The sequence below is a fragment of the Bradyrhizobium sp. HKCCYLRH3073 genome (genome assembly GCF_051167995.1).
GTDB lineage: Bacteria > Pseudomonadota > Alphaproteobacteria > Rhizobiales > Xanthobacteraceae > Bradyrhizobium.
This window is the reverse complement of sequence record NZ_JBNPUD010000006.1, coordinates 72,523-94,982: the sequence shown is the minus strand read 5'-3', so window position 1 is coordinate 94,982 and position 22,460 is coordinate 72,523. Positions and strand designations below refer to the sequence as shown.

Here is a 22,460-nt window from a genome sequence, read left to right as displayed (position 1 = left end):
GCAAATTGTCGTGACAATGCCGGCAAACTAGCTTCCGTCCGTCACCAACTGACGGGAGTTGAACATGGACAAGGTCATCCTGATTACCGGAGCTTCGAGCGGCATTGGCGCTGGGATCGCACGAGAGCTGGCCGCCACGGGCGCGCGGCTGCTGCTGGGCGCGCGCCGCCTGGATCGGCTCGAGGCGCTCGCCGCCGAGCTGCACGCGGCCGGCCAAACCGCCGAGGTTCGGGCGCTGGATGTGACCAACCGCGCCGAGGTCGCGGCCTTTGCCGAGGCTGCGCGCGCGATGTGGGGGCACGTGGACGTCATGATCAACAATGCCGGCATCATGCCGCTCTCGCCGATGGCCTCGATGAAGGTCGACGAGTGGGATCGCATGGTCGACGTCAACATCAAGGGCGTGCTGAACGGCATCGCGGCGGTGTTGCCCGGCATGCTGGCCCGCGGCTCCGGACACATCATCAACATCGCCTCGATCGGCGCTCTGCAGGTCGTGCCGACCGCCGCAATCTACTGCGCGACCAAGCACGCCGTGCGGGCGATCTCGGACGGGCTCCGGCAGGAGAATGACAAGCTGCGCGTCACCTGCATCCATCCGGGCGTGGTCGAGAGCGAACTCGCCAGCACCATCACGGACGAGACCGCAGCCGAGATGATGCGCAGCTACCGCGCGATTGCCCTGCAGCCGGACGCGATCGGCCGCGCCGTGCGCTATGCCATCCAGCAACCCGACGATGTCGACGTCAACGAGATCGTCGTTCGTCCGACGCGGGCGCCGTGAGGCGCAGGCGGCTCTACCGCAACACCACCTCGAGAAGGTTGGCGAGCCGCGCAGCGGCGAGCGCGGCCTGCTTGCGGGCAAGGTCGCGGGCGTTGGTCTCGTACTCGCGGGTCAATTCGACCGGCTGCTTGTCCGTGCGAACGGGAGAGGCATAGGCCACCGTCTTGGCGAGATCGAAGCTCTCTTGCGCCCACACCGCGGGGTCGATGATCTGCGCCTTGCCGGCGTCGGGCGTGACGGTCGACAGGCCTCCGCGCTGGTCGGCGTCGAAGATCGCGCCGAACACGGTCGAATAGCCGCCGAAGATGCCGTCCCAATAGGCGTGCAGATTCTGCGTCTCGCCGTTGGCGGCGATCACCTGCTCCTCATTGCCGCCGCGGTCGCCGCCTTTGTCGGGAAGCGCGGACGAATAGCGGGCGATGGCGTGCAGCGGCTGGTGCAGATCGCCGACGAGGTGGATGCTCCAGCTGAGGCTGTACGAACGCAGCGGCTCCGAGGCGTCGGTGTTCGCCGGCAGCTTGGCGATCATCAGCTTGAGCTGCGACACCGCATCCACAGCATCAGGGCGCGGCAGCGGCGTGTCGTCGGCCGAGAACAGCGCGTCCTTGTAGTGCCAATACTGATGCTTGAGGTGGCCGTACGGCACCAGCTGCTTCGCTGTCGAATCCGTCACCTGATCGTCGTAATAGTCCGGCTTCATCTTGATGTCGTCCGGCCAGGTCGCCGCATGCACGAAAGCGTATAGCTTCTCCTGTCCCGCAGGCGCGCCGGCAACCCAGCTGGGGTAGTCGGGATTGAGCTTGAGCAGCGCATCGGCCCGGTCCCGCGTCGCCGGGGATAGCTTCTTGTAGGCCAGATAGGCGATCTGCATGTGGCCCTCGTCCCACCAGGCCAGAGCCGGTCCGGCCGGCCACAACATCAGGGCCAAAAACGCAATCATCAGCTTACGCATCGCGAAGCCCCCCTCGAGATTCAATCAACAAATGAAACGCGCATTCGGCTGGATTACTAGACGATCCTGAGCCTAGCTTGAATGGAGAAAGTTGGCAATTTCACCGCTTGCACCGCGGTCATTTTCCGCCGTCATTGCGAGCGCAGCGAAGCATCCAGGGCTGCGAACTGGACCCTGGATTGCTTCGTCGCTTCGCTCCTCGCAATGACGGTGGCGAGTTATCGACTCTCCGCTGGGAGGCTCTTCCGCGTCGCCCCGTTCACTGCTCGTCCTTCGGCGGCATGCGCGGCGGCAGAAGTGGCGTGAACGAGACGCCGTCGCCGGCGTTCTTGGCGGCCTTGAACTCGCCGGTGGAGGGATCCCCGCCGGCGGTCTCGATGATGGTCTTCGGCAGGATGTATTCGCGCGCGGCGTCGATGACGCCGCCGTCGCCGGTGCCGAAATCAGCGGCGCGGCCGCCCTGCGGATGGCCCGCCGCGATCTGGTCGGCGGCGTGCTGGGCCTTGTCGGCAAGTGTGTCGCTGTAGGGAATGCGATAGGCGCGCGGCACGCCGCTCGGACGGTTGTCGTCGTCCAGCGCCTCGACCCACAGATAGACCGCGCCGGGATCGCCCTCGACGGAGTGCGGATCGACGATCCGCACCTGCAGCACCTTGAAGCTCCGCGGCAGCCGGTCGACGCTGGCCCAGCCGAGCAGGCCGCGGGCGCCGACGAAGCTGCCGACATAGAACGCGCTGGTGACGATCACTGCGACCGCCTTCACCTGCCACGGCAGCCTTGCATAGACCAGCACCAGCAAGAGCAGCGCGCCGATCAGCGCATAGCACACGGACAGCGTGACGATGACGGTCTGCAGATTGCTCATCATCGCCTGATCATCCTGACGCCGGTCTTGGGATCGAGGTCGGCGCCGTTGGCGCGGACATTCCGGAACGTCTCCAGCAGCGATTTCGGCCGCCGCTGGACGTCGATCACCTTGCCTTCCGCATTGAGCTTGAAGCGCAGCGCGGTCTTCTCGTCGCCGGAATGGTCGAGCACGACCTTGTCGTCGAAGATCACCTGCGCGGTCGGGTTGAGCTTCTGCACCTTCACCGTGGCCTCGACCGGCGCGCCGCTGACGTTCTGGAAATGCGAGATGTTGACGGTGTATTCGCCGGCGACGATGCCTCTGATCGTGACGATCTCCTCGCGAATCGGCGACGGGATCTTCAGGCCGTTGACCAGGATGAAATCGTTGGCGCCGCCGCGGTCGTCGCGATCGAGCGTGAGGAAGCCGGCCTCGCGATGCCGGTACCAGGCGATGTTGCCGACGGGGTCCTGCACGAACAAATCGAGATCGTCGGGATGGTTGTCCGGCCAGTCCATCGTGATCAGGAACTCGGCCTTGCTGTCCACCTTGCCGTCCTTGGCGTCCGGCGAGATCGCGAGCACCGCGATGAAGAAGAAGAATGCGACGATCTGCAACGCCTTGAACAGCATCACGCTGAACGGGTCGAACTGCTCCTCGCGCGGATAGAGTCCGAAATCGTCCATCATGCGTCCTGCTCCGGCGCGCGATCCATCGCGCGCTCGAGCCGCGGTGTCACCCGCGTCTCGGTGAGCATGACCGCGTCCGAGAACACGCGCCCGGTCGCCGCATCCAGCATGTAGTACTGGATGCGCACCAGGATCGAGCCGACGAGGCCGGCGAGCGTCGTGTACATCGCCACCGCCATGCCGTCGCTCATCAATCCCATCGAGGACTTCATCGCCAGCTTGTCGTTGATGTCGAGACCGGCAATCGGCGCCAGCATGATGATGAAGCCGATGATGGTGCCGAGCAGGCCGAGCTTCATCAGCGTGTCCGAGGCGAAGCCGCCGAAGCCGTTGGAGCCGCGCAGGCGGTCGGCGAGCGTCCGCAGCAGCAAGGTCTGGTCAAGACGCCCTGCCCCTTGCGTTTGCGCCTTGGTGACGAGGCTGCGGATGTGGTTGGTGACGAGCCCTTTGGGAAGCAACTGAGCATCAGGTTCGAGCGCGCGCGCCGCATCGGGCCCGATCAGCACGGCGCGGCAGCGCCGCGCTGCATCCGCTTCGCGCGCGATCGCTCTGGTGCGCCAGAAGCAATGGCAGCAGGTCACGACGTAGAGCACGGCGATGACGCTGGAGATGTAGGTGCGGTCTGAGGCGACCATCAGGTGGAAATAGCCGTAGCGGGCGAGCACCACGGCGGCGAATATCGTGAGGCCGGTGAAGATCATCCAGAGCAGCAGCGGCCCGCGCTCGGCGCTATCGCGCGCAGGTTCCACCCGATCGGCACTGCTGATCACGCTCATGCAAGACCTCCCGATGCGCGCCGTTTCGTTCGGCGCTTCGCAGAGGGAGTTAAGCAGAGCGGCGGAACAGCGTCCAAAGACATCTGCCTCGAGGCGCTCGGGAAAATTTCCCAACCTGCGGCTTGCTGCAGTGCATTTACTTGGCGGAGCAGCAGCCCATTGTTACGCTGCGGCAAAAGCCGTGGAGAGGATCGCATGCGTCTCGTGCTCCAGCTCATTGCGCGCCTCGCGCTGATCGTGCTGCTGTGTCTGGCCGCCGCGGCCGTATGGGTCACCGTCGACGCCTATCGCAGCGTCGACCGCGCCACCGCGGCATCGGCCGACCGAGTCTCGCAGGCGCTGGAGGCGCTGTATTGGCGCGAGCTGCTGCTGCGCGGCAACCGGTCGCGCGAGCGGCTGCTGCCGCTGCCCGACTGGCGCACGACCGAGACCATGAAGCTGATCGCGCCCGGCATCTGCGTGCAGCTCAAGCCCGAGGCCGCCTTCGAAAAGCCGCTGTGCGGCCAGAGCAAGGGCCTCGGCGCCGCGCCGCCGCGCTGGTTCTCAGGCGCCGTGGAAGCCGTCCTCGGCGATCACGCGGCGGTCGCGCAGCCGATCAGCGCGCGCTCCACCACGGCGGGAACCGTTTCGGCGATCGCCGATCCCGATGCGGCGATCCAGCTCGCCTGGCTGCGCATCCAGGACAGTTTTGGCGTGGCGCTGGCGATGGCGATCGCGATCGGCGTGCTGGCCTCGCTGGCGATCGCGCATGCGCTGGCGCCGGCGCGCAGCATCGTCCAGGCCCTGCAGCGGATGGCCGAGGGCGACCACCGCCCCGCACTGCCGCGCTTCCGTTCGATGGAGCTCGCCATGATCGGCCGCGCCGTCGGCGAGCTCGGCGACCGGCTGGCGCAGGCCAACGAGCAGCGCGCCGCGCTCACCGAGCGCCTGCTCGACATCCGCGACGAGGAGCGGCGGGCGCTGGCGCGCGAGCTGCACGACGAATTCGGGCAGAACCTCACGGCCATCCTCGCCTTTGCCTCGACGATCGAGAGCGCCGGCAGCGGCCGCAACGATCAGGTCGCGCAGGATGCGCGCATGATCACGCAGTCCGTCAGCCATCTGATGGCCTGCCTGCGCGGCACCTTGAGCCGGCTGCGCCGTCCGCTCACCGAGGAGCTCGGCCTCGCCGCCGGCCTGATCGCGCTGACCGAGAACTATCAGCATGCCGCGCGACCCGCGATCCGGCTCGCCCTGCACGGCGATCTCGCCGACATTCAGGGCCCGGTCGCGGTGACCGCCTATCGCATGGCGCAGGAATGCCTGACCAATGCGCTCCGCCACACCAGCGCGAGCGAGGTGTCGTTGCGGGTCGAGCGCCGTCAGGGTCCGGAGAGCGCGCTCGTGATCTCGGTCGAGGACGACGGCGGCGGCGATGCGACATTGCTGGCGCAATCGCGCGGCTTCGGCCTGACTGGAATCCGCGAGCGCATCGCCGCCGTCGGCGGCTCGCTGTCGATCGGCCCGGCCGCGCGCGGGCTCAGCGTCTCCGCGACAATTCCACTGGCCGCCTGAGATAACGGGGATGCCCGAGCGCACAGGCATTTCGATCCTGCTGGTCGACGACCACCCGGTGGTCCGGCAAGGCTATCGCCGCGTGCTGGAGAGCCAGGAGGGATTTCGCGTCATCGCCGAGGCCGACAGCGCCGCGGCGGCCTATGCCGCGTTCAAGGCGCATGCGCCCGACGTGGTCGTGCTCGACATCTCGATGAAGGGCGCCAGCGGGCTGGAGGCGATCCGCAACATCCGTGCCCGCGACAATCGCGCCTGCATCCTGGTGTTCTCGATGCATGGCGAGGCGCCGCTGGTGAAGGCAGCGTTCGCCGCCGGGGCCGGCGGCTTCGTTACCAAGAGCAGCGAGCCGTCGGCGCTGGTCCGCGCCATCCGCATGGTGATCAGCGGCGGGCGCGCGCTCAGCGACGACGTCGCCCATGTGCTGGCCGCCGACAGCCTCGATCCGCAGCAGACCGTGCTGGACCGGTTGGGCGAACGCGAGATCGAGATCCTGCGCCAGTTCGCCTCGGGCCTGACCACCGAGCAGATCGCCGCGAACCTGCACCTCAGCGTCAAGACGGTGCAGAACTATCATTATCTGGTGAAGGCGAAGACGGGATTGCAGACAGATGCGCAGCTCGTGCGGCTGGCGGTGACCAGCGGGCTGACGGATCTGTAGCCCGGATGAGCGCAGCGGGGTCTCACGCACTCAACGTCTGAACCCGCATGTCGCTATGCTCATGCGGGCTACGCTTGGCTAACGCGCCGCAAGCCCGCGCAACAACAACGTCAGCACCGCATCGGCTCGGGCCGAGCAGGTGCACTCGCTCCACTCGTCGGCATGGGCCGGATGATGAAAACTTCTCGTCGCATCGAAGATCGCGGCGGCCGCAACTTTTGGATCGGCGACGTCGAACGCGCCCTGCGCGACGCCCTCCGCGATCATGCCCTCGACCTGGGCGATCAGGTTCTGCTTGTGCGCCTTGACCACCGAGCACGCCTCGCGCGCCAGGGTGAGATAGGTCGCGAACATCTCCGGATCTTCGCAGACCCGCTTCTGCTTGGCGCCGAACAGCTCGCGCAGCCAGCGCTCCAGCTTCGCCGGCGCGGGGCCCGGCTCCGCCGCGATCTGCGCCAGCGGCGCGCTGACCCGCTCGAGCCAGCGCTTGGCAACCGCCTCGCGCAGCGAGGCCTTGCTGGGAAAGTGACGATAAACGGAGCCGTGGCTGACATCGAGCGCTCTCGCGACGTCGACGACCGTCGCTTTGGCGAGCCCGTACCGGCGCAACACATCCTCGGTGACTTCGAGGATGCGCTCGGATGTCAGAACCACGGCCTCATTCATGCGTGCACCATATCGGCGTCGGACGTATGCGCCTTGATCTGGATCGTCTCAGCCCGATCGGCGGACGACGGCGCGCGGAACTTGGCGGCCTGGGCCTCCAGGTGACGCGCGACCTGGAGATTCAGCCAGTCCTGAAATTGTGAGTGCAACAATCGCTTTTCAATCTTCATCGAAGCGGTCCTTCGCAGTTGAAACCGCTGAACCCAAGGTCAGACAGTGCAGGTTGGTCTTAAGCAAGATGGCAAGATGGATATACACCATCGCGCTGACAGATTTCAATATCTGTCAGCGCGATTTTCAAAAAATGGTATTATGATCCTGAGCCGGCAAGCCAACCGGCCGGAAAGACCGCCGTTTGTGTCGATCCGGCCGCTCTGGTAAAGCGCGGCGTAAAATGTCGGCGCGGACGCTTGGTCCCGCCCACCTTCCCTCCCGCCTCGGAGCGCCGTCGATGATCCCCCGCTATTCCCGTCCCGAAATGGCCTCGATCTGGGAGCCGCAGACCCGGTTCAAGATCTGGTTCGAGATCGAGGCGCATGCGGCGGACGCCCTGGCCGAACTCGGCACGATCCCGAAGGACGCCGCCAAGACGATCTGGGCCAAAGCCAAGGACGCCACCTTCGACGTCGCCCGCATCGATGAGATCGAGCGCGAGACCAAGCACGACGTCATCGCCTTCCTGACCCATCTCGCCGAGATCGTCGGCCCCGAGGCGCGTTTCGTGCACCAAGGCATGACCTCCTCCGACGTGCTCGACACCTGCCTCAACGTCCAGCTCACCCGCGCCGCCGACCTGCTGCTCGCCGATCTCGACCGCGTGCTGGCGGCGCTGAAGACGCGCGCCTTCGAGCACAAGATGACGCCGACCATCGGCCGCTCGCACGGCATCCACGCCGAGCCGGTGACCTTCGGCCTCAAGCTCGCTTATGCCTATGCCGAATTCTCCCGCGCGCGCGAGCGCCTGGTCGCCGCCCGCAAGGAGGTCGCGACCTGCGCGATTTCCGGCGCCGTCGGCACCTTCGCCCAGATCGATCCGCGGGTGGAAGAGCACGTCGCCAAGGCGATGGGCCTGTCGCCAGAGCCGATCTCGACGCAGGTGATTCCGCGCGACCGCCACGCGATGTTCTTTGCGACCCTCGGCGTCATCGCTTCGTCCGTGGAGCGCCTGGCGACCGAAGTGCGCCATCTGCAGCGCACCGAGGTGCTCGAAGCCGAGGAGTTCTTCTCGGAGGGCCAGAAGGGCTCGTCGGCGATGCCGCACAAGCGCAACCCGGTGCTGTCGGAGAACCTTACCGGCCTCGCCCGCATGGTGCGCGCCTATGTGACCCCGGCGATGGAGAACGTCGTGCTGTGGCACGAGCGCGACATCTCGCACTCCTCGGTCGAGCGCATGATCGGCCCCGACGCCACCGTCACGCTCGACTTTGCGCTGATGCGCCTCGCCGGCCTGATCGAGAAGCTGCTGGTCTACCCGGCCAACATGGAGAAGAACCTCGACAAGCTCGGCGGCCTCGTGCACTCGCAGCGCGTGCTGATCGCGCTGACCCAGAAGGGGGCGAGCCGCGAGGACTCCTACAAGCTCGTCCAGCGCAACGCGATGCCGGTCTGGCGCGGCGAAGGCGACTTCCGCACCTTGCTCAAGGCCGATGCCGAGGTGAAGAAGTATCTCACAGATGCCGAGATCGACGAGCAGTTCGACCTCGGCTACCACCTCAAGCACGTCGACACGATCTTCAAGCGCGTGTTCGGGGAGGCGTGATCCCGTGTCGGGCAGGCGGACGTCGCGTCAGTCCGCCTCCTCGCACTTGTCCTGCTTGACCTTGAACATCTTCCGAAACTGAGTCTCGAGCGCGCTCCGCATCGCCTCCATCTTCTTGGCGCCGGTGTTGCGGAGGTTGTAGTTGACAGCGCAATTGGTCCAGCCGAAATTGACGAGGTAGATCCGCATGCGCTCCTGCCCGTCCACCTTCTGGGCTTCGGCAGAATAGCGGGCGTTGCAGGCCTGCGGGCTGGCGTTGTTGGCGCAGCCCTGCGCGACGGTCTGGCGAAACATCTGCTGCAGGTCGGTCTTGCCCTCGATCGCGTCGACGAAGCGTGCGCAGGCGGCGGCAGGCTGATAGTCGCGCAATGCCGAGGGCGTCTTGAAGCCGCGGGTCTGTGCCAGCTCGAAATCGCAGCTGTCCTTCAGCTCCGCCACCCTGGCGCGGCGGTAGTCGTCGACACCGGGCAGCGCGATGAACTCCAGCCGCGCGGCGGCGTCGAGCGTGGCCTTGCAGGCGCGATCGATCTTGTCGGGGTCGAGCGCGGCGACCGCCTTCGGATCGAACGCCGGCAACGTGCCCGGTGAGTCGAAATCGGACGGGCCGAACAGCAGACGCACGGTGTTGCGCAGCCGCGTCTCGTCGTGCTTGGCGGGATCGTACCGGACCGTGAAACGGCAGCCGCTCTCCCAGGACATCGTCCGCTCGGCGGCATGGGCGCTGGCACCGGCGAACGTGACGGCGGCGAGCGCCAGGCGTGCGATCCATCCGGTGCAGCTTCGTCGGGTCATGGCACTCCTCGCAGGCGACCTTTGCCTGCATCCTACCCTGTCCCCGCGCCGACGCCAGTCCGTGCCGCACACATCCACAGCGCGACGTCGTCACGCTCGACGTGGCGATGCCAGACCTGACGGCGCGCGCAGCTACAGTTTCTTCAACGAGACGACCGCACTACCCTTGTTGTTGAAGTAGAATCGATACAACAGCCAAGGAAACAGGATGGACGTGTCGTTGACGTAGACGAACACCTCCCCATCGCTGCGGGCCGTGAACCTGGCTGTCCAGCGGCGGCTGCCGGGCGTTTCCTGCTGGAAAGCCGGGAGATGCTCCTCGAGCCCCGTGCTGCCCACCCGCACGATCGGCGCGAACCAGTTCGACCAGATCAGCCGCTTGAAGGGTATCCCCGGCAGCTGCGTCCAGGTGCCGTAACCGAAGCCGGCCGGAGTCGCAGGGATGCCGCCGTCGCTCCATGCCTCCCCGACGTCGAGCACGATCTGATAGGTCTCGCCCTGCGCCACGGTCAGCGCCGTCGGATAGCAATGGTGCCGCGTCTCGAACACGGGCCGAATGCTTCCACCAGGGTATGCGCCGATCTCTGTCTGCTCGACCTCGGTCGGCCTCAACGTCTCCTTGCAGAACAGCCCGGCCGTATTGGCCGCGCCGAACCCCAGCCACCAGAACAGCCAGAACATGATGGCGAACGGGAAGATCCACGTTTTGAGCAGATAGAAACCGGCAACATACCAGCCCTGGCGACGCAGCGAATAGACGGTCGCGCGCCAGCCGGTCACCGGCGTGTGCCGTGACGGATCGTTCCAGGCGATGCGTGCGGCGTCGCGGATCGTTCGCTGCAGGGAGGTGCCCCACGCCGTCAGGCCGAGGGCCACGGCTACTCCGATCAGCAGGAACCCTGGGGAATCCCGGAATGCGACGAACCAGGGATCGAGAAACTTCGGCAGGAACGCAGCGGCCGCGTTGACCACCGGATCGCCCACCACGTGCAGCGGGACGTAGAGGAATCGCGGCCAGTAGATGACGAAATAAGGGATCGCCGCGACGAACAGCAGCGCGAACATGGTCGTGAAATAGACCACGCGGCGCAGCCACACCCAGCTCCAGACATCGTCCTGGACACGTATCCGCGCGCGTCCCTGATCGCACGGATGCAGCGCATCGACTGATGTGCCCGAGTCGTCGGTCACGCGGTAGCTGGCCGGCACGACGACCGGTGCATAATGATCGGTGCCCGACCGGATGCGTTCGAACACGGTGTGGTGGATGACAGGCTTCACCGGCGGCAACGGCGGCTGTGGCAGGCTCGGATGCAGATCGCCGGCCAGAAGCTCCGTCTGCGGCTTGAACGGCGAATGCAGCAGCCATTTCATGCGCCTGATATCGTAACGCAGCGAGAGCTTGTACGGCGGCGCGTCGTAGATCTCGCGCAGATTGCGCGGCTTATAGCGGTAATAGGCCGCAAGCCCCTTTCGCGAGTCGTTGAGCTTATCGAGCGGATCGATCTCGGGGTCGTAGAGCAGGCTGCGCCGCTCGTCGAGATAGACGAGACCATAGGCCTGAGCCCGGTCCAGCATCCAGTCGAGCGTCACATAGGACAGACCATCCTGCGGATAGCCGCCGCCGATGTCGGAGTGCACGCCGGTGAACCACACCTGGCTGATGCGCTCGCGGTCACTGGCCGGCAGATCGGTGCGCAGATGCGGCGGCGGGTCGGCGCGTTTCGCGGCCTCGCTGCGTGGATCGTGATCGATGCCGAACAGCCAGTCCTTCTTGTCACTCCGGCCGGGCACCGCCTCGTCACGCCCCCACACGTAGCGCTCGTCCCAGATCACCGGGCGGAACGCATCGCGCTCCTCCTCGATCGCGAGCGCATGGCAGGCGCGATGGACCTTCGAGCTCATGAATTGGTCTGGCATCGACAGCGGCCAGATCCAATAATCTATGGCACGGGTCATCTCCTCGATCGGACCGCCATAGGCGTCGACCGTGTCCCAGATGCCGACGAAATGGATGCTCTCCACCTGAATGGGCGGCGGCTCGGGGGGCAGGTTACGCCAGCTGCGCAGCTTGCGGATTCCCCAATCGCGGATCCCGCGGAGATCGAGGCCGATCCTGCCGAGATAGCGGAGGATGCCGCTGTTGTAGCGCCGGCGGTAGCGGCGATAGGCATCGGCGGCGAACCGTGCCAGATCAGCGTCATTGTTGTTGTAGGGAACGAGCCCCTGCCCCGCGATCATCGCCGCCACGATGCGGATCGTGAAAGCGCCGCGGCTGAAGCCGAAGCAGTAGATGCGATCGCCAGGCCGGTAGTTGCGGCAGCAGAAGCTATAGAGCGCAATGACGTTGCGCTTCAGGCCGAATCCGAAGATGCCGCCGAGCGCAGCGAACAGCTTGAACGACGAGGTGCCGACGCCGTCGTCGTAAAACGCGATCTGCCGGCTGGGATCGCGCAGATCGAGCAGTTGGAACAGCCGCCAGACATTCGTCTTGAACAAGGCCTTGGCACTGTTGCCGGTCCCATCCGACAGCAGCACTATGTTTCTCGCAGCAGAGTTGGACATGAGGCCCCCCGACCAGAATGCCGGAGCGGAGCTTGGGACCCAATTGTAATAAAAGCAAGGCGCAATCCCCGCGCGAGCGACTTGGGCTGCTCGGCCTGTCAGATTGCTCTCGGGATCGCAGCAGCGACCGTCTCCGCGCAGCTCGCATCACCCAGAAATGATCGAGAGAGACCCTCATCCAGTTGTCGTGCGAGAGGACGTCGACCTCTGATCCTTCGACATCGCGCCAGCGTGGTCTTATGCAGGCCGCTCCTTTGCGCGTGCGAGACCCGGATATGATCGAGACGACGACCGCCTATGATCCCCTGCTGCGATGGATTCACTGGGCCACCGCCCTGCTCTTCATCGCGGCCATGCTGATCGGCCTGTATTGCGGGCTGCAGCCGGCGGGGACGTCGCCACGGCGCGAGCTCCTGGAAATCCACAAGTCGCTCGGCATCACGCTGTTTCTGCTGGCGATCGCCCGGCTGATCGTGCGGGCCCGCACCAGCGCCCCGCCCGCACCCGCGGCGTTCGGTCCGGTTGTCCGCGCGCTGTCGCAGCTCAATCACTGGGCGCTCTATGCCGTGCTGCTGGTGATGCCGGTGACCGGCTACATGTTCTCGTCGGCCGGCGGCTATTCGCTGCGTTATTTCGGAATCTTCAGCTGGCCGCGGCTGTTCGCCGGCGACAAGGCGATCGCCCGTGCCGGCGAGGTTACGCACGATACGCTGGCCTATCTGGTCTATCTCGTGGTCGGCCTGCACATCGCGGCCACGCTCTGGCACGCGTTCGTCAAGAAGGACGAGACCTTGGCCCGGATGTGGCCGCGGCGGTGAGCGTAGGCGCGTCGCCCGGATGAGCGCAGCGCTGTTAGATGCAGTGCCCTCTCCCCTTGTGGGAGAGGGCATGTAGGACAGTGCGGCAGCCGCAATCGTGTGAGGGGTATGCCTCCACAAGCGACGCGCGCGGAGAGAACCCCTCACCCGATCGTGCGCGTCGATAGGACAGCGATGCCCTCTCCCACAAGGGGAGAGGGCACTGCATTGCGCATCTCGTCGTAGAATGATCACTCTCGCCCGTCATGCTCATCGATCAACCGACGAGCAGGAGACCCATTAGATCGGCTTCGCTGCCACGACGAGATCGCCGGCGCGCTGGTCCTGCTTCAGCAGCGCGGCCAATTCGCTCTCATCGAGCGTCTCCTTGACCAGCAGCCGGCGCGCGGCGCGCTCCAGGACGTCGCGCTTGTCCTGCAGCAGCTTGCGGGTGCGCTCGAGCGCTGCGGTCACGATGGTACGCACCTCGGCGTCGATCGCGTCGCCGGCCGCCTCGCCATAGTCGGCGCTGCGCGAGGCGCCCGGCGCCAGGAACGACTGGTTGTCGCGCTCATAGGCGACCGAGCCCAACTGCTCCGACATGCCGTAGCGCGTCACCATCGAGCGGGCGATGTCGGTAACGCGGCGGAGGTCGTCCGCGGCGCCCGTCGACAGATGGCCGTAGACCACGAGCTCCGCGGCGCGGCCGCCGAGCAGCACCGCCATCTTGTTCTCGAGCTCCTCGCGCGTCATCAGGAAGCGGTCCTCGGTCGGACGCTGGATGGTGTAGCCGAGCGCGCCGACGCCGCGCGGAATGATCGAGACCTTGTGCACGGGATCGGTGCCCGGCAGGCTCATCGCCACGATCGCATGCCCCATCTCGTGATAGGCGACGATCTCGCGCTCCTTCGGATTGAGCAGCCGGTTGCGCTTCTCGAGCCCTGCGACGATGCGCTCGATCGCGTTGTTGAAATCGTCGAGCGTCACCTCGTTAGCGCCGCGCCGCGTCGCCAGCAGGGTCGCCTCGTTGACGAGGTTGGCGAGATCGGCGCCGGTGAAGCCCGGCGTCAGCGCCGCCACCTTCTCCGGATCGACATCGGCGGCGAGCTTCGCCTTCTTCAGATGCACGTTGAGGATCTGGATGCGGCCAGGCTTGTCGGGACGGTCGACCAGCACTTGGCGGTCGAAGCGGCCGGCGCGCAGCAGCGCCGGATCGAGAATCTCCGGCCGGTTGGTCGCCGCGAGCAGCACGAGGCCGGTGGAGGAATCGAAGCCGTCGAGCTCGACCAGGAGCTGGTTGAGGGTCTGCTCCTTCTCGTCATGGCCGCCCGCGAACGGGCCCATGCCACGGGCGCGTCCGAGCGCATCGAGCTCGTCGATGAAGATGATCGCCGGCGCCTTGGCGCGCGCCTGCTCGAACAGGTCGCGCACGCGCGCCGCGCCGACGCCGACGAACATCTCGACGAATTCGGAGCCCGAGATCGAGAAGAACGGCACGCCGGCCTCGCCCGCGACCGCCTTGGCGAGCAAGGTCTTGCCGGTGCCGGGCGGGCCGACCAGCAGCACGCCCTTGGGCATGCGGCCGCCGAGCCGGCCATAGGATTTCGGATCCTTCAGGAAGGACACGATCTCGCGCAGCTCGTCCTTGGCCTCGTCGACGCCGGCGACGTCCTCGAAGCGGACGCCGGTGTTGGCCTCGACATAGACCTTGGCCTTGCTCTTGCCGATCTGCATCAGGCCGCCGCCGAGCCCACCAGCGCCGCCCATCATCCGCCGCGAGAGCCAGTACCAGACGCCGAAGAACAGCGCGATCGGCATCACCAGCGAAAGGATGTCGCCGAGGATGTTGCTCTCGACCCGGCCGGTGAAGGTGACATTGGCCTTGGCGAGCTCCTTGGCGAACTCCTGGTCGACGCGCGTGGTCGCGAAGCGCGTCTGCCCGCTCGGCAGCGGCTCCTTCAGCGTGCCTTCCAGATAGTTCTCGGAGACGCCGACCTCCTTCACCTTGCCGGCGTTGAGCAGATCCTGGAATTGGCTGTAGGGAATGACGGCGACCTGGCGATAGCTCGTCCACGCATTGTGGATCATCATCGCGACGAAGATCGCGACAACAGCGTACCAGAGATTGAAGCGGGTCTGCTTGGTCATGGGTCTCTCGATCGGTGATCAGTCGAAAACGGGCGGCCGCAACCTGCGGATCATCCGGCGCCGCCCTCAGGTGCGGTCCTGCGCTGCGGCCTTGGGCACGAACACCGCCACCGCGCGCGGCAGCACGGAGAAGCGCGCCGGCGTGAAGGTGACGAGCTCGCCGTCGGCATTGATCGGGCGCGGTCGCCGGGTGCGGATCTCGAATGATGTGTCGCGCGATGCGCGCACCTCCTGCCAAAGGCCGTGGCGGCCCCTGCGGAAGTCATAGGCCATCGCCAAGAGCTTCCAGACGCGGCCGATCTCCAGCGAATAGAGATCGAGGTGGGAATCGTCGATCTCGGCACGGTGGTCGACCGCCATGCCGCCGCCGTAGTAGCGGCCATTGCCGACCGCGATCTGCAGCGTCTTGACGCGCACCGCGCCGTCGGACGACACGATCATCGCGCGGAACGGCCGTGCATTGGTCAGCACCTTCAGCGCCGTGACCGCATAGCCGAGCCGACCGAACCTGCGCTTGGTCTCCTTGGTCAGTTGACGCGCGAGCTCGGCGCTCAGGCCGAGGCTGGCGACGTTGAAGAACGGATGGCCGTTGACCTCGCCGAGATCGATCCGGCGGCGATGGCCGGCGGCGATCACGTCGACCGCGGCCTCCATGTCCTGGGGCAGGCCGAGCGTACGGGCAAGGTCGTTGGCGGTGCCGGCCGGAATGATGCCGAGCGGCAGGCCGGTCCTGACCAGCGCCGGCGCAGCCGCGTTCAGGCTGCCGTCTCCCCCGGCGACGACGACCGCCTCCGCGTCGTCGGCATGGGCCTCGATCCACGGCGCCACCTCGCGCGGACTATGCGGTGCCGAGATCACGAGATCATAGCCGGCCGCGCTCAGCCGCGACACGGCAATGCCGGCCGCCTCGCCGCCGGAGCGGCTGCCGCGGTTGATGATCATCAGGAGGCGGCGCGTTGCCACGGCGGGGCGCGACGGCGGCGCCTTCGCGATCGATACCTGGTCACCCCCCGTGGTCACGATTGTCTCCCGTACACAAGATGCCAGCGCGCCTCGGCGCGCGGGTTCCATACAAAGTGGCGAGCAGGCACTCCGGTTCCATCACGATCCCGGCCCCAACCGGAGGATTCCGGAAGGCACGCAGATGACGATTGTCGGGATGGTGAAGTGGGGGGCGAGAGCCGCGAGGGCCGATAGCTACAAGCGACGCGTGTGGCCGCATCTCGTCAAACTCCTCCGCGCTCCAAAGCGCGCAATACCGTCAGCGGTATCGGTCATGAAAGAGAGTCCGACATCATAGTCCCGGGGACTATCAGAGGGGCCCGGATCTCCGGTCCTCTGGAATTAGTTGACCGACGCCCGCCTGCAAGACGCCTGCGGGGGTGGCAGACACTCTGTCGCACCTCGCCGTTCATCTTGCTGAACGTTGACGCAAACCGCGGGCTCTTGAAAACCAATCGGCAGACACCTACGTCCGTCGCCTACCCCTGGTCCGGGCCCCTCTGGTGAAGCTGCCGGTGCGCTCACGATGTCGGACCTGACATCAATCTCACCGGCCTGATTAAGAGGACCCGTCGTGGAATTCCTGTTCATCGCGTTTGCCGGCAAGCCCGTCTGGATGTGGCTCGCCTTCCTCGCAATCGTGCTCGCCCTCCTCGTCTTCGACCTCGGCATCCTCCATCGCAAGACGCGCGAGATCTCGGTCCGCGAGAGCCTCGTCATGAGCGCCGTCTACATCATGCTCGCCCTGGCCTTCGGCGCCTGGGTGTGGTGGCAGCTCGGCGCCGAGGCCGGCACCGCCTATCTCACCGCCTTCACGATCGAGAAGGCGCTGGCGATGGACAACGTCTTCGTCATCGCCATGATCTTCAGCTATTTCGCGATCCCGCGCGCCTATCAGCACCGCGTGCTGTTCTGGGGCATCGTCGGCGTGATCGTGCTGCGCGCGATCATGATCGGCCTCGGCGCCGCGATCGTCGCCCAGGCGAGCTGGGTGCTGTATCTGTTCGCGCTGTTCCTGGTCGCGACCGGCGTCAAGATGCTGGTGTTCAAGGACAAGCCGCACGACGTCGGCGCCAATCCGGCGCTGGCCTGGATGCGCCGCCGCTTCGACGTCACCGACCGCCTGCACGAGGAGCGCTTCTTCGTGCGCCAGCCTGACGCGCGCGGCAAGCCGACCTGGTTCATGACGCCGCTGTTCCTGGCGCTGATCCTGATCGAGTTCGCCGACGTCATCTTCGCGGTCGACTCGGTGCCCGCGATCTTCGCGATCTCGACCGACCCGTTCGTGGTCTACACCTCGAACATCTTCGCGATCCTCGGCCTGCGCGCGCTCTATTTCGCGCTCGCCGCGATGGTCGATCGCTTCCAATATCTCAAGCTGGCGCTGGCGGCGGTGCTGATCTTCATCGGCTCGAAGATCTTCCTGGCCGACCTGCTCGGGCTCGAGAAGTTTCCGCCCGCCATTTCGCTCGGCATCACCTTCGGTCTGCTCGGCGCGGGCATCGCCTACTCGCTGTGGAAGACGCGGCCTGCGGTCGAGCCGATGAAGTGAGGCAGGTCAGAGGACATGAGGTTGCTGCGTGGCAATGAATGATGTCACATCCGACGATGAGGACTCCTCGGCGCCGCGCCGTCACAACGGGCCGATCAGCCGCCGGCTGCTCGCGATCGCCCGCACGGTGCGGTCCGAGCAGCCGTCGATCGGCGAGTTGTTCGACCGGCTGGAGTCGGAAGGTCTCGGCCTGACCCTGCTGCTGCTGACCCTGCCGGCGCTGATCCCGTTGCCTGGCCCGTTCGGCATGGTGTTCGGCACGTTTGTCGCGCTGGTCGCGTTGCAGATCCTGTTCGGCGCCGAGCGGCTGTGGCTGCCCGAGCAGTTGCGCCGCCGGCCGGTGCCGCAGCGGCTGCTGCGCAAGATCATCCGCGCCGGGTTGGACTGGGCGGGCTATGCCGAACGCGGCCTGCGCGAGGACCGGCTGGTCTGGCTGACCGGCCGGCCGGCGCGGATGCTGCTCGCGCTGCCGCTGCTGCTGATGGCCGTCACCATCATCCTGCCTATCCCGATGGGCAACGTGATGCCGGCGCTGGCGCTGATCGCCGCCTCGATCGGCTTCATGGCCGGCGACGGCCTCGCGGTGCTGGTGTCGATCCTGATTGCAATGGCCGCCGTGGTCTGGACGGCCGTTCTGCTCTACACCGGCGCCGCGGCGGCCGATTATGCCGCAACTCTCCTGGCACGGCTTGCGGTGCAACTGCGGGCCATGCTGGAAAGCATCGGTGTCGATCTCGGCTTTGCCGCCGGCGTGACAACCGTGTTTGCAGTGGCAACCGGCATCGCCGCGCTGGCCCTCTGGGTGCAGGCGGTGCGCCACCGCCGCAGCCGGCGCGCATCCTACGATCCGGCGCAGGATCCCCGCGAGCGCTCCCGCGCGCTGGCGCGTCGCGGCCGCGGCCTCGTGGCCGCCGCGAGCATTGCGACCACCGCAGCCGCCGTCTTCGTCGCCACGCGCTTCATGCTCACCGGCTCGATCTGAAGTTCCCGCTGTGGCAGCGCGGCCGCGCGACGGTGCATTGCGGCTGCGACGGACATATCTCCGTGAGCGCCTGTCCGCGCAAGCGCGAGCACTTGTCATTGAAGCGGCAACAAAAAATGCGACCGGTAAGCGCCGACGCGTCGCGTATCATCGACGCCCTGCGAGAAATGCCACTGTCCCTTTGTGCCGGCTGCAGCTATACGAGAGATGACTGTCACTAAACGGTTACAGAATCGACACATGCCCGATTCGAACGCACCGGCGTCGATCCACGGCGATGGCCATGCGGTCGGCGTGCGGGAGGGTGGCGAGTCGGCGAGCAGCGATCCCGGCGGCGCCGCCGACAGCTTGACTGCGCAGCACCTTGCCGATCATGCGGTCACGCAGGGTGATGCCACGGCGCCCAGCGTGGACGCCGCGGCGCCGTCCTTGCCGGATCCGGCGGCCGGCAGCGGCCACGAGATCGAGCTGAAGCTTCTCGTCCCACCCGATCAGCTCGCCGGCTTCAACAACGCGCCGGTCGTCATCGCGCATGCGCGCAACAAGGGCTCGCGCAAGCATCTGACCTCGGTCTACTACGACACGCCGAAGCGCACGCTGTGGAAGAACGGCTTCACCTTGCGGGTGCGCCAGAGCGGCTCGCGCTTCGTGCAGACCGTGAAGGCGCAGCACTGCGACGATCCGCTCAAGCGCGGCGAATGGGAGGCGAATGTGTCTTCGCTGGCGCCCGATCCGGCGCTGGCGGCTGCGCTGCTGCCGGAGGAGCTGCGCGCGACGCTGGCCGATGCAACGCTCGAAGCGGTGTTCACGGCCGACGTGCATCGCCATGCGCGCATGCTCGACGTGCCCGGCGCGACCATCGAGATCGCGTTCGACAGCGGCGTCATCAAGGCCGCCGAGCACAGCGAGATCGTGAGCGAGATCGAGCTGGAGCTCAAGAGCGGCAACCCCGCCGCCATCTACGAGATCGCACAGCGCATCGGCGATCACGGAGCGATCCGGCCTTCGATCCGCAGCAAGTCGGCGCGCGGTTTCGATCTCGCCACGGGCAAGGCTCCCGGCGCCGAGAAGCCGCGCAAGCCGTGCCTCGATCCAGCGGTGTCGCTGGACGAGAGCTTTGCGATCGTCCTGCGCGGCAGCCTGCATCATCTGTTGCAGGCGATGCCTGCGGCGGAGGACGGCCGTGATCCGGAAGGCGTGCATCAGTTGCGGGTGGCGCTGCGCCGCCTGCGCGCCGCGCTGCATCTGATGCGGCCGCTCGGGACCTCGGCGAGGCTCGACGGCCTCGAGGCGGATGCGCGCTGGCTGGCGCAGAGCCTCTCGGCAGCGCGCGACCTCGACGTGTTCCTGACCGATACGCTGCCCGAGATCGCCGAGGCCTGCCCGACGGTCGCAGGCTTCGACTCGCTCCGGGCGCTCGCCGAGCGGCGGCGCGAGCTCGCCTATCGCACGCTGCGCATCGCGATTGCCGAGCGCCGCTGCGCCGCTTTCGTGCTCGGCCTCGGCGAATGGATCGAGACCCGCGGCTGGCGCAACGACGTCTCCCCCGACGATCTCCGACGCCTCGCCGCGCCCGCGATCGATTTCGCCGGGCCCGTCCTGTCGGAGCGCCATCAGAAGGTGCTCAAGCGCGGTCGCCGCTTCAAGAAGCTGCCGGCCGAGCGCCGCCACCGGCTGCGTCTTGCGCTGAAGAAGCTGCGCTACAGCATCGACTTCCTGCTGCCGCTCTACGGCGCCAGCAAATCGGCGAAGAAATACGCGAGAACGCTCGCCGGCTTCCAGGAGCAGCTCGGCCACTACAACGACATGGCGGTCACCGCCGGCGTGATCGAGACCCTCGGCACCACCTCCACCGACGCGGCGATCGCGGCCGCCGCGATCACCGGCTGGCAGTCGCATGCCATGGCGGGCGTGGAGGAGCCGCTGCGCGAGGCGTGGCGCGCCTTCACCAAGGCGCCGACGCCGTGGGAGGCCGAGGAGGCGTGACGACCGGAGGCCGATGACGTCGGTTCATGGACCGCATTGATCTGGTTCAAGACATCCGGGCGAGAGATGTAGGAGCGTGATCCCATGAAGATATCCAGCGTGACGTGTCCTCATTGCCGTGCCGCCTACGAGATCGCGGAATCGACATCCGCGGTCGGCTCGGCCGGCCGGTTCGACTGCGGCGTCTGCGGGACGCCATTGGCGGCGTGGGACGAGCCGAAGCTGCGGGCCTTCCGGCTGGAGGTGCCGCCCGAGCACAAATACCCGCGCGTGCCGGCCCCCGCTCCGCTCGCCTGACTCCCGTTCCGAAATCCGGAACGACCGGCATGGTCGGTCGAGATGACCGCGCATCTGCGCATGGCACCATGGCCGGGCGCAACTTGCCTGGCTTTTTTGACCGGGTCATAGTCGGTGACAGCGCGGTGCTGCCGGCCGGTCTGGCCGCATCACTGCAGCGTCCCATTCCACTTCAGCGAGTCATCCGGTCCTCATGCCCATCCTCAACAGCATTGCCGCTCTCTCCGACGAAATGGCCGCCTGGCGCCACGATTTCCACGAACATCCCGAGCTGTTGTACGAGGTGCATCGCACCGCCGGCATCGTCGCCGACAAACTGCGCGAATTCGGCTGCGACGAGGTCGTGACCGGCATCGGCCGCACCGGCGTGGTCGGCGTGATCCGCGGCCGCAAGTCGGCCTCCGGCAAGACCATCGGCCTGCGCGCCGACATGGACGCGCTGCCGATCGAGGAGACCTCGGGCGTGCCCTACGCCTCGAAGACGCCGGGCCTGATGCATGCCTGCGGCCATGACGGCCACACCGCGATGCTGCTGGGTGCCGCCAAATATCTCGCCGAGACCCGCAATTTCGACGGCACGGCGATCGTCATCTTCCAGCCGGCCGAGGAAGGCGGCGCCGGCGGCAAGGCGATGGTCGACGACGGCCTGATGACGCGCTGGGGCATCCAGGAGGTCTACGGCATGCACAACATGCCGGGCGTCCCCGAAGGCCATTTCGAGATCTCGCCCGGACCGATGCTCGCCTCGGCCGACGCGATCCACATCAAGGTCACCGGCAAGGGTGGCCATGGCGGCGCCGGCCCGCACCGGGCGATCGACAGCATCCTGATCGCCTCGCAGATCGTCAACGCGCTGCAATCGATCGTCGCCCGCAACGTCGACCCATTGAAATCCGCCGTCATCTCGGTCTGCTCGATTCACGGCGGCACCACCTTCAACGTGATCCCCGAGACGGTCGAGATGCTCGGCACCGTGCGCACGCTCGATCCGGAGATCCGCGATCTCGTCGAGAAGCGGATCGTCGAGGTCACCGAAGCCACCGCGCGCGCCTATGGCGGCTCGGCGGAAGCGATCTACGAGCGCAAATATCCGGTGACGATGAACCACCCTGCGCAGGCGGCTTTCGCCGCCGACGTCGCCCGCGAGATCGCTGGCCAGGAGCGCGTCAACGACCGCGCCATTCCGCTGATGGGCGGCGAGGACTTCGCCTTCATGCTGGAGGCCCGCCCCGGTGCGTTCGTGTTCCTCGGAATGGGTCCCGGCAACGAGTGCCACCATCCGGCCTACCGCTTCAACGACAACATCCTCAGCGCCGGTGCGTCGTACTGGGTGAAGCTGGTCGAGAAGAGCATGCCGGCGAACTGATCGGCTGACGAAAACGTAAGGTGGGCAAAGCAGCCGCCGAAGGCGGCAGCGTGCCCACCGTCGCGCGGCATTCTCCGCGGCGAGATGGTGGGCACGGCGCCACCACGATCTCACGCGACGAAACAGCACGGCCGCGCCTTTGCCCACCCTACAGACTGGATTCCTTCGCTCGCAATGACGCCGGTGGTGGGCACCGGAAGCCCTCCAAGCTCCGACATCGCGAGCGCCAGCGAAGCGATCCAGGGGCGCAGTGCGCGAACCAGACTGGCGTGCGCTTCGAACTCCAAG

20 protein-coding genes are annotated in these 22,460 nt (G+C 66.6%); 10 read left to right on the top strand and 10 right to left on the bottom strand.

The features are described from left to right. Positions 1 to 64 precede the first annotated feature (64 nt). Positions 65 to 784 (top strand): SDR family oxidoreductase, encoded by a 720-nt coding sequence (locus ACQR1X_RS16185; protein WP_434899200.1) that lies wholly within the window; start codon positions 65 to 67, stop codon positions 782 to 784. Between the two features lie 13 nt (positions 785 to 797). Here ACQR1X_RS16185 and ACQR1X_RS16180 read toward each other — a convergent pair whose 3' ends face one another. The 4 genes from ACQR1X_RS16180 to ACQR1X_RS16165 all read right to left on the bottom strand — a co-directional run bounded on the left by ACQR1X_RS16180 (position 798) and on the right by ACQR1X_RS16165 (position 4,048). Then, entirely contained in the window at positions 798 to 1,736 is a 939-nt protein-coding gene (locus tag ACQR1X_RS16180) for a S1/P1 nuclease (RefSeq protein ID WP_434873140.1), read from the bottom strand. A gap of 259 nt (positions 1,737 to 1,995) precedes the next feature. Next, positions 1,996 to 2,604 (bottom strand): hypothetical protein, encoded by a 609-nt coding sequence (locus tag ACQR1X_RS16175; RefSeq protein ID WP_316183107.1) that lies wholly within the window; start codon positions 2,602 to 2,604, stop codon positions 1,996 to 1,998. Next, positions 2,601 to 3,272, bottom strand: a complete 672-nt coding sequence (locus tag ACQR1X_RS16170; protein ID WP_316183106.1) for a hypothetical protein — start codon at positions 3,270 to 3,272, stop codon at positions 2,601 to 2,603. Before ACQR1X_RS16170 ends, ACQR1X_RS16175 begins: the two co-directional genes overlap by 4 nt. Continuing rightward, positions 3,269 to 4,048, bottom strand: coding sequence for a MotA/TolQ/ExbB proton channel family protein (locus tag ACQR1X_RS16165; RefSeq protein ID WP_316183105.1), 780 nt, complete (start codon positions 4,046 to 4,048; stop codon positions 3,269 to 3,271). The genes ACQR1X_RS16170 and ACQR1X_RS16165 overlap by 4 nt, the downstream gene beginning before the upstream one ends. A gap of 195 nt (positions 4,049 to 4,243) precedes the next feature. Between ACQR1X_RS16165 and ACQR1X_RS16160 the strand changes: the two genes are divergently transcribed. Together ACQR1X_RS16160 and ACQR1X_RS16155 are read left to right on the top strand one after the other, a co-directional pair. Beyond that, complete coding sequence (locus ACQR1X_RS16160) at positions 4,244 to 5,602, top strand: histidine kinase (protein WP_434899199.1); 1,359 nt, start codon at positions 4,244 to 4,246, stop codon at positions 5,600 to 5,602. 10 nt (positions 5,603 to 5,612) lie between these two features. Next, positions 5,613 to 6,260: a response regulator transcription factor gene (locus tag ACQR1X_RS16155; RefSeq protein WP_316183103.1), complete on the top strand. Its 648-nt coding sequence runs from the start codon at positions 5,613 to 5,615 to the stop codon at positions 6,258 to 6,260. 78 nt (positions 6,261 to 6,338) lie between these two features. Here ACQR1X_RS16155 and ACQR1X_RS16150 read toward each other — a convergent pair whose 3' ends face one another. Both ACQR1X_RS16150 and ACQR1X_RS16145 read right to left on the bottom strand, forming a co-directional pair. Beyond that, a complete protein-coding gene (locus tag ACQR1X_RS16150; RefSeq protein ID WP_316183102.1) occupies positions 6,339 to 6,926 on the bottom strand; it encodes a TetR family transcriptional regulator in 588 nt (195 codons plus the stop codon). After that, positions 6,923 to 7,096 carry a hypothetical protein gene (locus ACQR1X_RS16145; protein WP_315801167.1) on the bottom strand — a complete coding sequence of 58 codons (174 nt, stop codon included), beginning with the start codon at positions 7,094 to 7,096 and terminating at the stop codon, positions 6,923 to 6,925. Before ACQR1X_RS16145 ends, ACQR1X_RS16150 begins: the two co-directional genes overlap by 4 nt. Before the next feature lie 281 nt (positions 7,097 to 7,377). On the opposite strand from ACQR1X_RS16145, the gene purB reads away from it, so the two are divergent. Then, positions 7,378 to 8,685, top strand: coding sequence for an adenylosuccinate lyase (gene purB / locus ACQR1X_RS16140; RefSeq protein WP_434886567.1), 1,308 nt, complete (start codon positions 7,378 to 7,380; stop codon positions 8,683 to 8,685). Positions 8,686 to 8,712: 27 nt separating this feature from the next. On the opposite strand, the gene ACQR1X_RS16135 is transcribed toward purB, so the two are convergent. Beyond that, on the bottom strand, positions 8,713 to 9,477 hold the full coding sequence (locus ACQR1X_RS16135; protein ID WP_434899198.1) for a hypothetical protein: 765 nt from the start codon (positions 9,475 to 9,477) through the stop codon (positions 8,713 to 8,715). Positions 9,478 to 9,609: 132 nt separating this feature from the next. Next, a complete protein-coding gene (locus ACQR1X_RS16130) occupies positions 9,610 to 12,042 on the bottom strand; it encodes a DUF2235 domain-containing protein (protein ID WP_434899197.1) in 2,433 nt (810 codons plus the stop codon). A gap of 275 nt (positions 12,043 to 12,317) precedes the next feature. Here ACQR1X_RS16130 and ACQR1X_RS16125 point away from each other — a divergent pair, with 275 nt between their 5' ends. Beyond that, positions 12,318 to 12,860 (top strand): cytochrome b, encoded by a 543-nt coding sequence (locus ACQR1X_RS16125; protein ID WP_434899196.1) that lies wholly within the window; start codon positions 12,318 to 12,320, stop codon positions 12,858 to 12,860. 279 nt (positions 12,861 to 13,139) lie between these two features. Here the strand turns inward: ACQR1X_RS16125 and ftsH are convergent, their stop codons facing one another. Together ftsH and ACQR1X_RS16115 are read right to left on the bottom strand one after the other, a co-directional pair. After that, the gene (gene ftsH / locus ACQR1X_RS16120) at positions 13,140 to 14,987 is read right to left on the bottom strand and encodes an ATP-dependent zinc metalloprotease FtsH (protein ID WP_315801172.1); all 1,848 of its coding nucleotides are present in this window, start codon (positions 14,985 to 14,987) and stop codon (positions 13,140 to 13,142) included. A 66-nt stretch (positions 14,988 to 15,053) separates the two neighbouring features. Further along, the gene (locus ACQR1X_RS16115) at positions 15,054 to 16,007 is read right to left on the bottom strand and encodes a lipid kinase (RefSeq protein WP_315801173.1); all 954 of its coding nucleotides are present in this window, start codon (positions 16,005 to 16,007) and stop codon (positions 15,054 to 15,056) included. A gap of 556 nt (positions 16,008 to 16,563) precedes the next feature. On the opposite strand from ACQR1X_RS16115, the gene ACQR1X_RS16110 reads away from it, so the two are divergent. The 5 genes from ACQR1X_RS16110 (at position 16,564) to ACQR1X_RS16090 (ending at position 22,172) form a co-directional block, all read left to right on the top strand. Further along, complete coding sequence (locus ACQR1X_RS16110; protein WP_316183096.1) at positions 16,564 to 17,541, top strand: TerC family protein; 978 nt, start codon at positions 16,564 to 16,566, stop codon at positions 17,539 to 17,541. Positions 17,542 to 17,569: 28 nt separating this feature from the next. After that, on the top strand, positions 17,570 to 18,523 hold the full coding sequence (locus ACQR1X_RS16105; RefSeq protein WP_434899195.1) for an exopolysaccharide biosynthesis protein: 954 nt from the start codon (positions 17,570 to 17,572) through the stop codon (positions 18,521 to 18,523). Between the two features lie 240 nt (positions 18,524 to 18,763). Further along, positions 18,764 to 20,509: a CHAD domain-containing protein gene (locus ACQR1X_RS16100; RefSeq protein WP_434880720.1), complete on the top strand. Its 1,746-nt coding sequence runs from the start codon at positions 18,764 to 18,766 to the stop codon at positions 20,507 to 20,509. A gap of 84 nt (positions 20,510 to 20,593) precedes the next feature. Further along, positions 20,594 to 20,806 carry a hypothetical protein gene (locus tag ACQR1X_RS16095; protein WP_315801177.1) on the top strand — a complete coding sequence of 71 codons (213 nt, stop codon included), beginning with the start codon at positions 20,594 to 20,596 and terminating at the stop codon, positions 20,804 to 20,806. A 193-nt stretch (positions 20,807 to 20,999) separates the two neighbouring features. Next, on the top strand, positions 21,000 to 22,172 hold the full coding sequence (locus ACQR1X_RS16090; RefSeq protein ID WP_315801178.1) for a M20 aminoacylase family protein: 1,173 nt from the start codon (positions 21,000 to 21,002) through the stop codon (positions 22,170 to 22,172). The last annotated feature ends 288 nt before the right edge of the window (positions 22,173 to 22,460 follow it).

Coding starts and splice junctions, on each gene's coding strand:
- ACQR1X_RS16185 (WP_434899200.1), top strand. CDS start 65: ATGGACAAGGTCATCCTGATTACCGGAGCTTCGAGCGGCATTGGCGCT.
- ACQR1X_RS16180 (WP_434873140.1), bottom strand. CDS start 1,736: ATGCGTAAGCTGATGATTGCGTTTTTGGCCCTGATGTTGTGGCCGGCC.
- ACQR1X_RS16175 (WP_316183107.1), bottom strand. CDS start 2,604: ATGATGAGCAATCTGCAGACCGTCATCGTCACGCTGTCCGTGTGCTAT.
- ACQR1X_RS16170 (WP_316183106.1), bottom strand. CDS start 3,272: ATGATGGACGATTTCGGACTCTATCCGCGCGAGGAGCAGTTCGACCCG.
- ACQR1X_RS16165 (WP_316183105.1), bottom strand. CDS start 4,048: ATGAGCGTGATCAGCAGTGCCGATCGGGTGGAACCTGCGCGCGATAGC.
- ACQR1X_RS16160 (WP_434899199.1), top strand. CDS start 4,244: ATGCGTCTCGTGCTCCAGCTCATTGCGCGCCTCGCGCTGATCGTGCTG.
- ACQR1X_RS16155 (WP_316183103.1), top strand. CDS start 5,613: ATGCCCGAGCGCACAGGCATTTCGATCCTGCTGGTCGACGACCACCCG.
- ACQR1X_RS16150 (WP_316183102.1), bottom strand. CDS start 6,926: ATGAATGAGGCCGTGGTTCTGACATCCGAGCGCATCCTCGAAGTCACC.
- ACQR1X_RS16145 (WP_315801167.1), bottom strand. CDS start 7,096: ATGAAGATTGAAAAGCGATTGTTGCACTCACAATTTCAGGACTGGCTG.
- purB (WP_434886567.1), top strand. CDS start 7,378: ATGATCCCCCGCTATTCCCGTCCCGAAATGGCCTCGATCTGGGAGCCG.
- ACQR1X_RS16135 (WP_434899198.1), bottom strand. CDS start 9,477: ATGACCCGACGAAGCTGCACCGGATGGATCGCACGCCTGGCGCTCGCC.
- ACQR1X_RS16130 (WP_434899197.1), bottom strand. CDS start 12,042: ATGTCCAACTCTGCTGCGAGAAACATAGTGCTGCTGTCGGATGGGACC.
- ACQR1X_RS16125 (WP_434899196.1), top strand. CDS start 12,318: ATGATCGAGACGACGACCGCCTATGATCCCCTGCTGCGATGGATTCAC.
- ftsH (WP_315801172.1), bottom strand. CDS start 14,987: ATGACCAAGCAGACCCGCTTCAATCTCTGGTACGCTGTTGTCGCGATC.
- ACQR1X_RS16100 (WP_434880720.1), top strand. CDS start 18,764: ATGCCCGATTCGAACGCACCGGCGTCGATCCACGGCGATGGCCATGCG.
- ACQR1X_RS16095 (WP_315801177.1), top strand. CDS start 20,594: ATGAAGATATCCAGCGTGACGTGTCCTCATTGCCGTGCCGCCTACGAG.
- ACQR1X_RS16090 (WP_315801178.1), top strand. CDS start 21,000: ATGCCCATCCTCAACAGCATTGCCGCTCTCTCCGACGAAATGGCCGCC.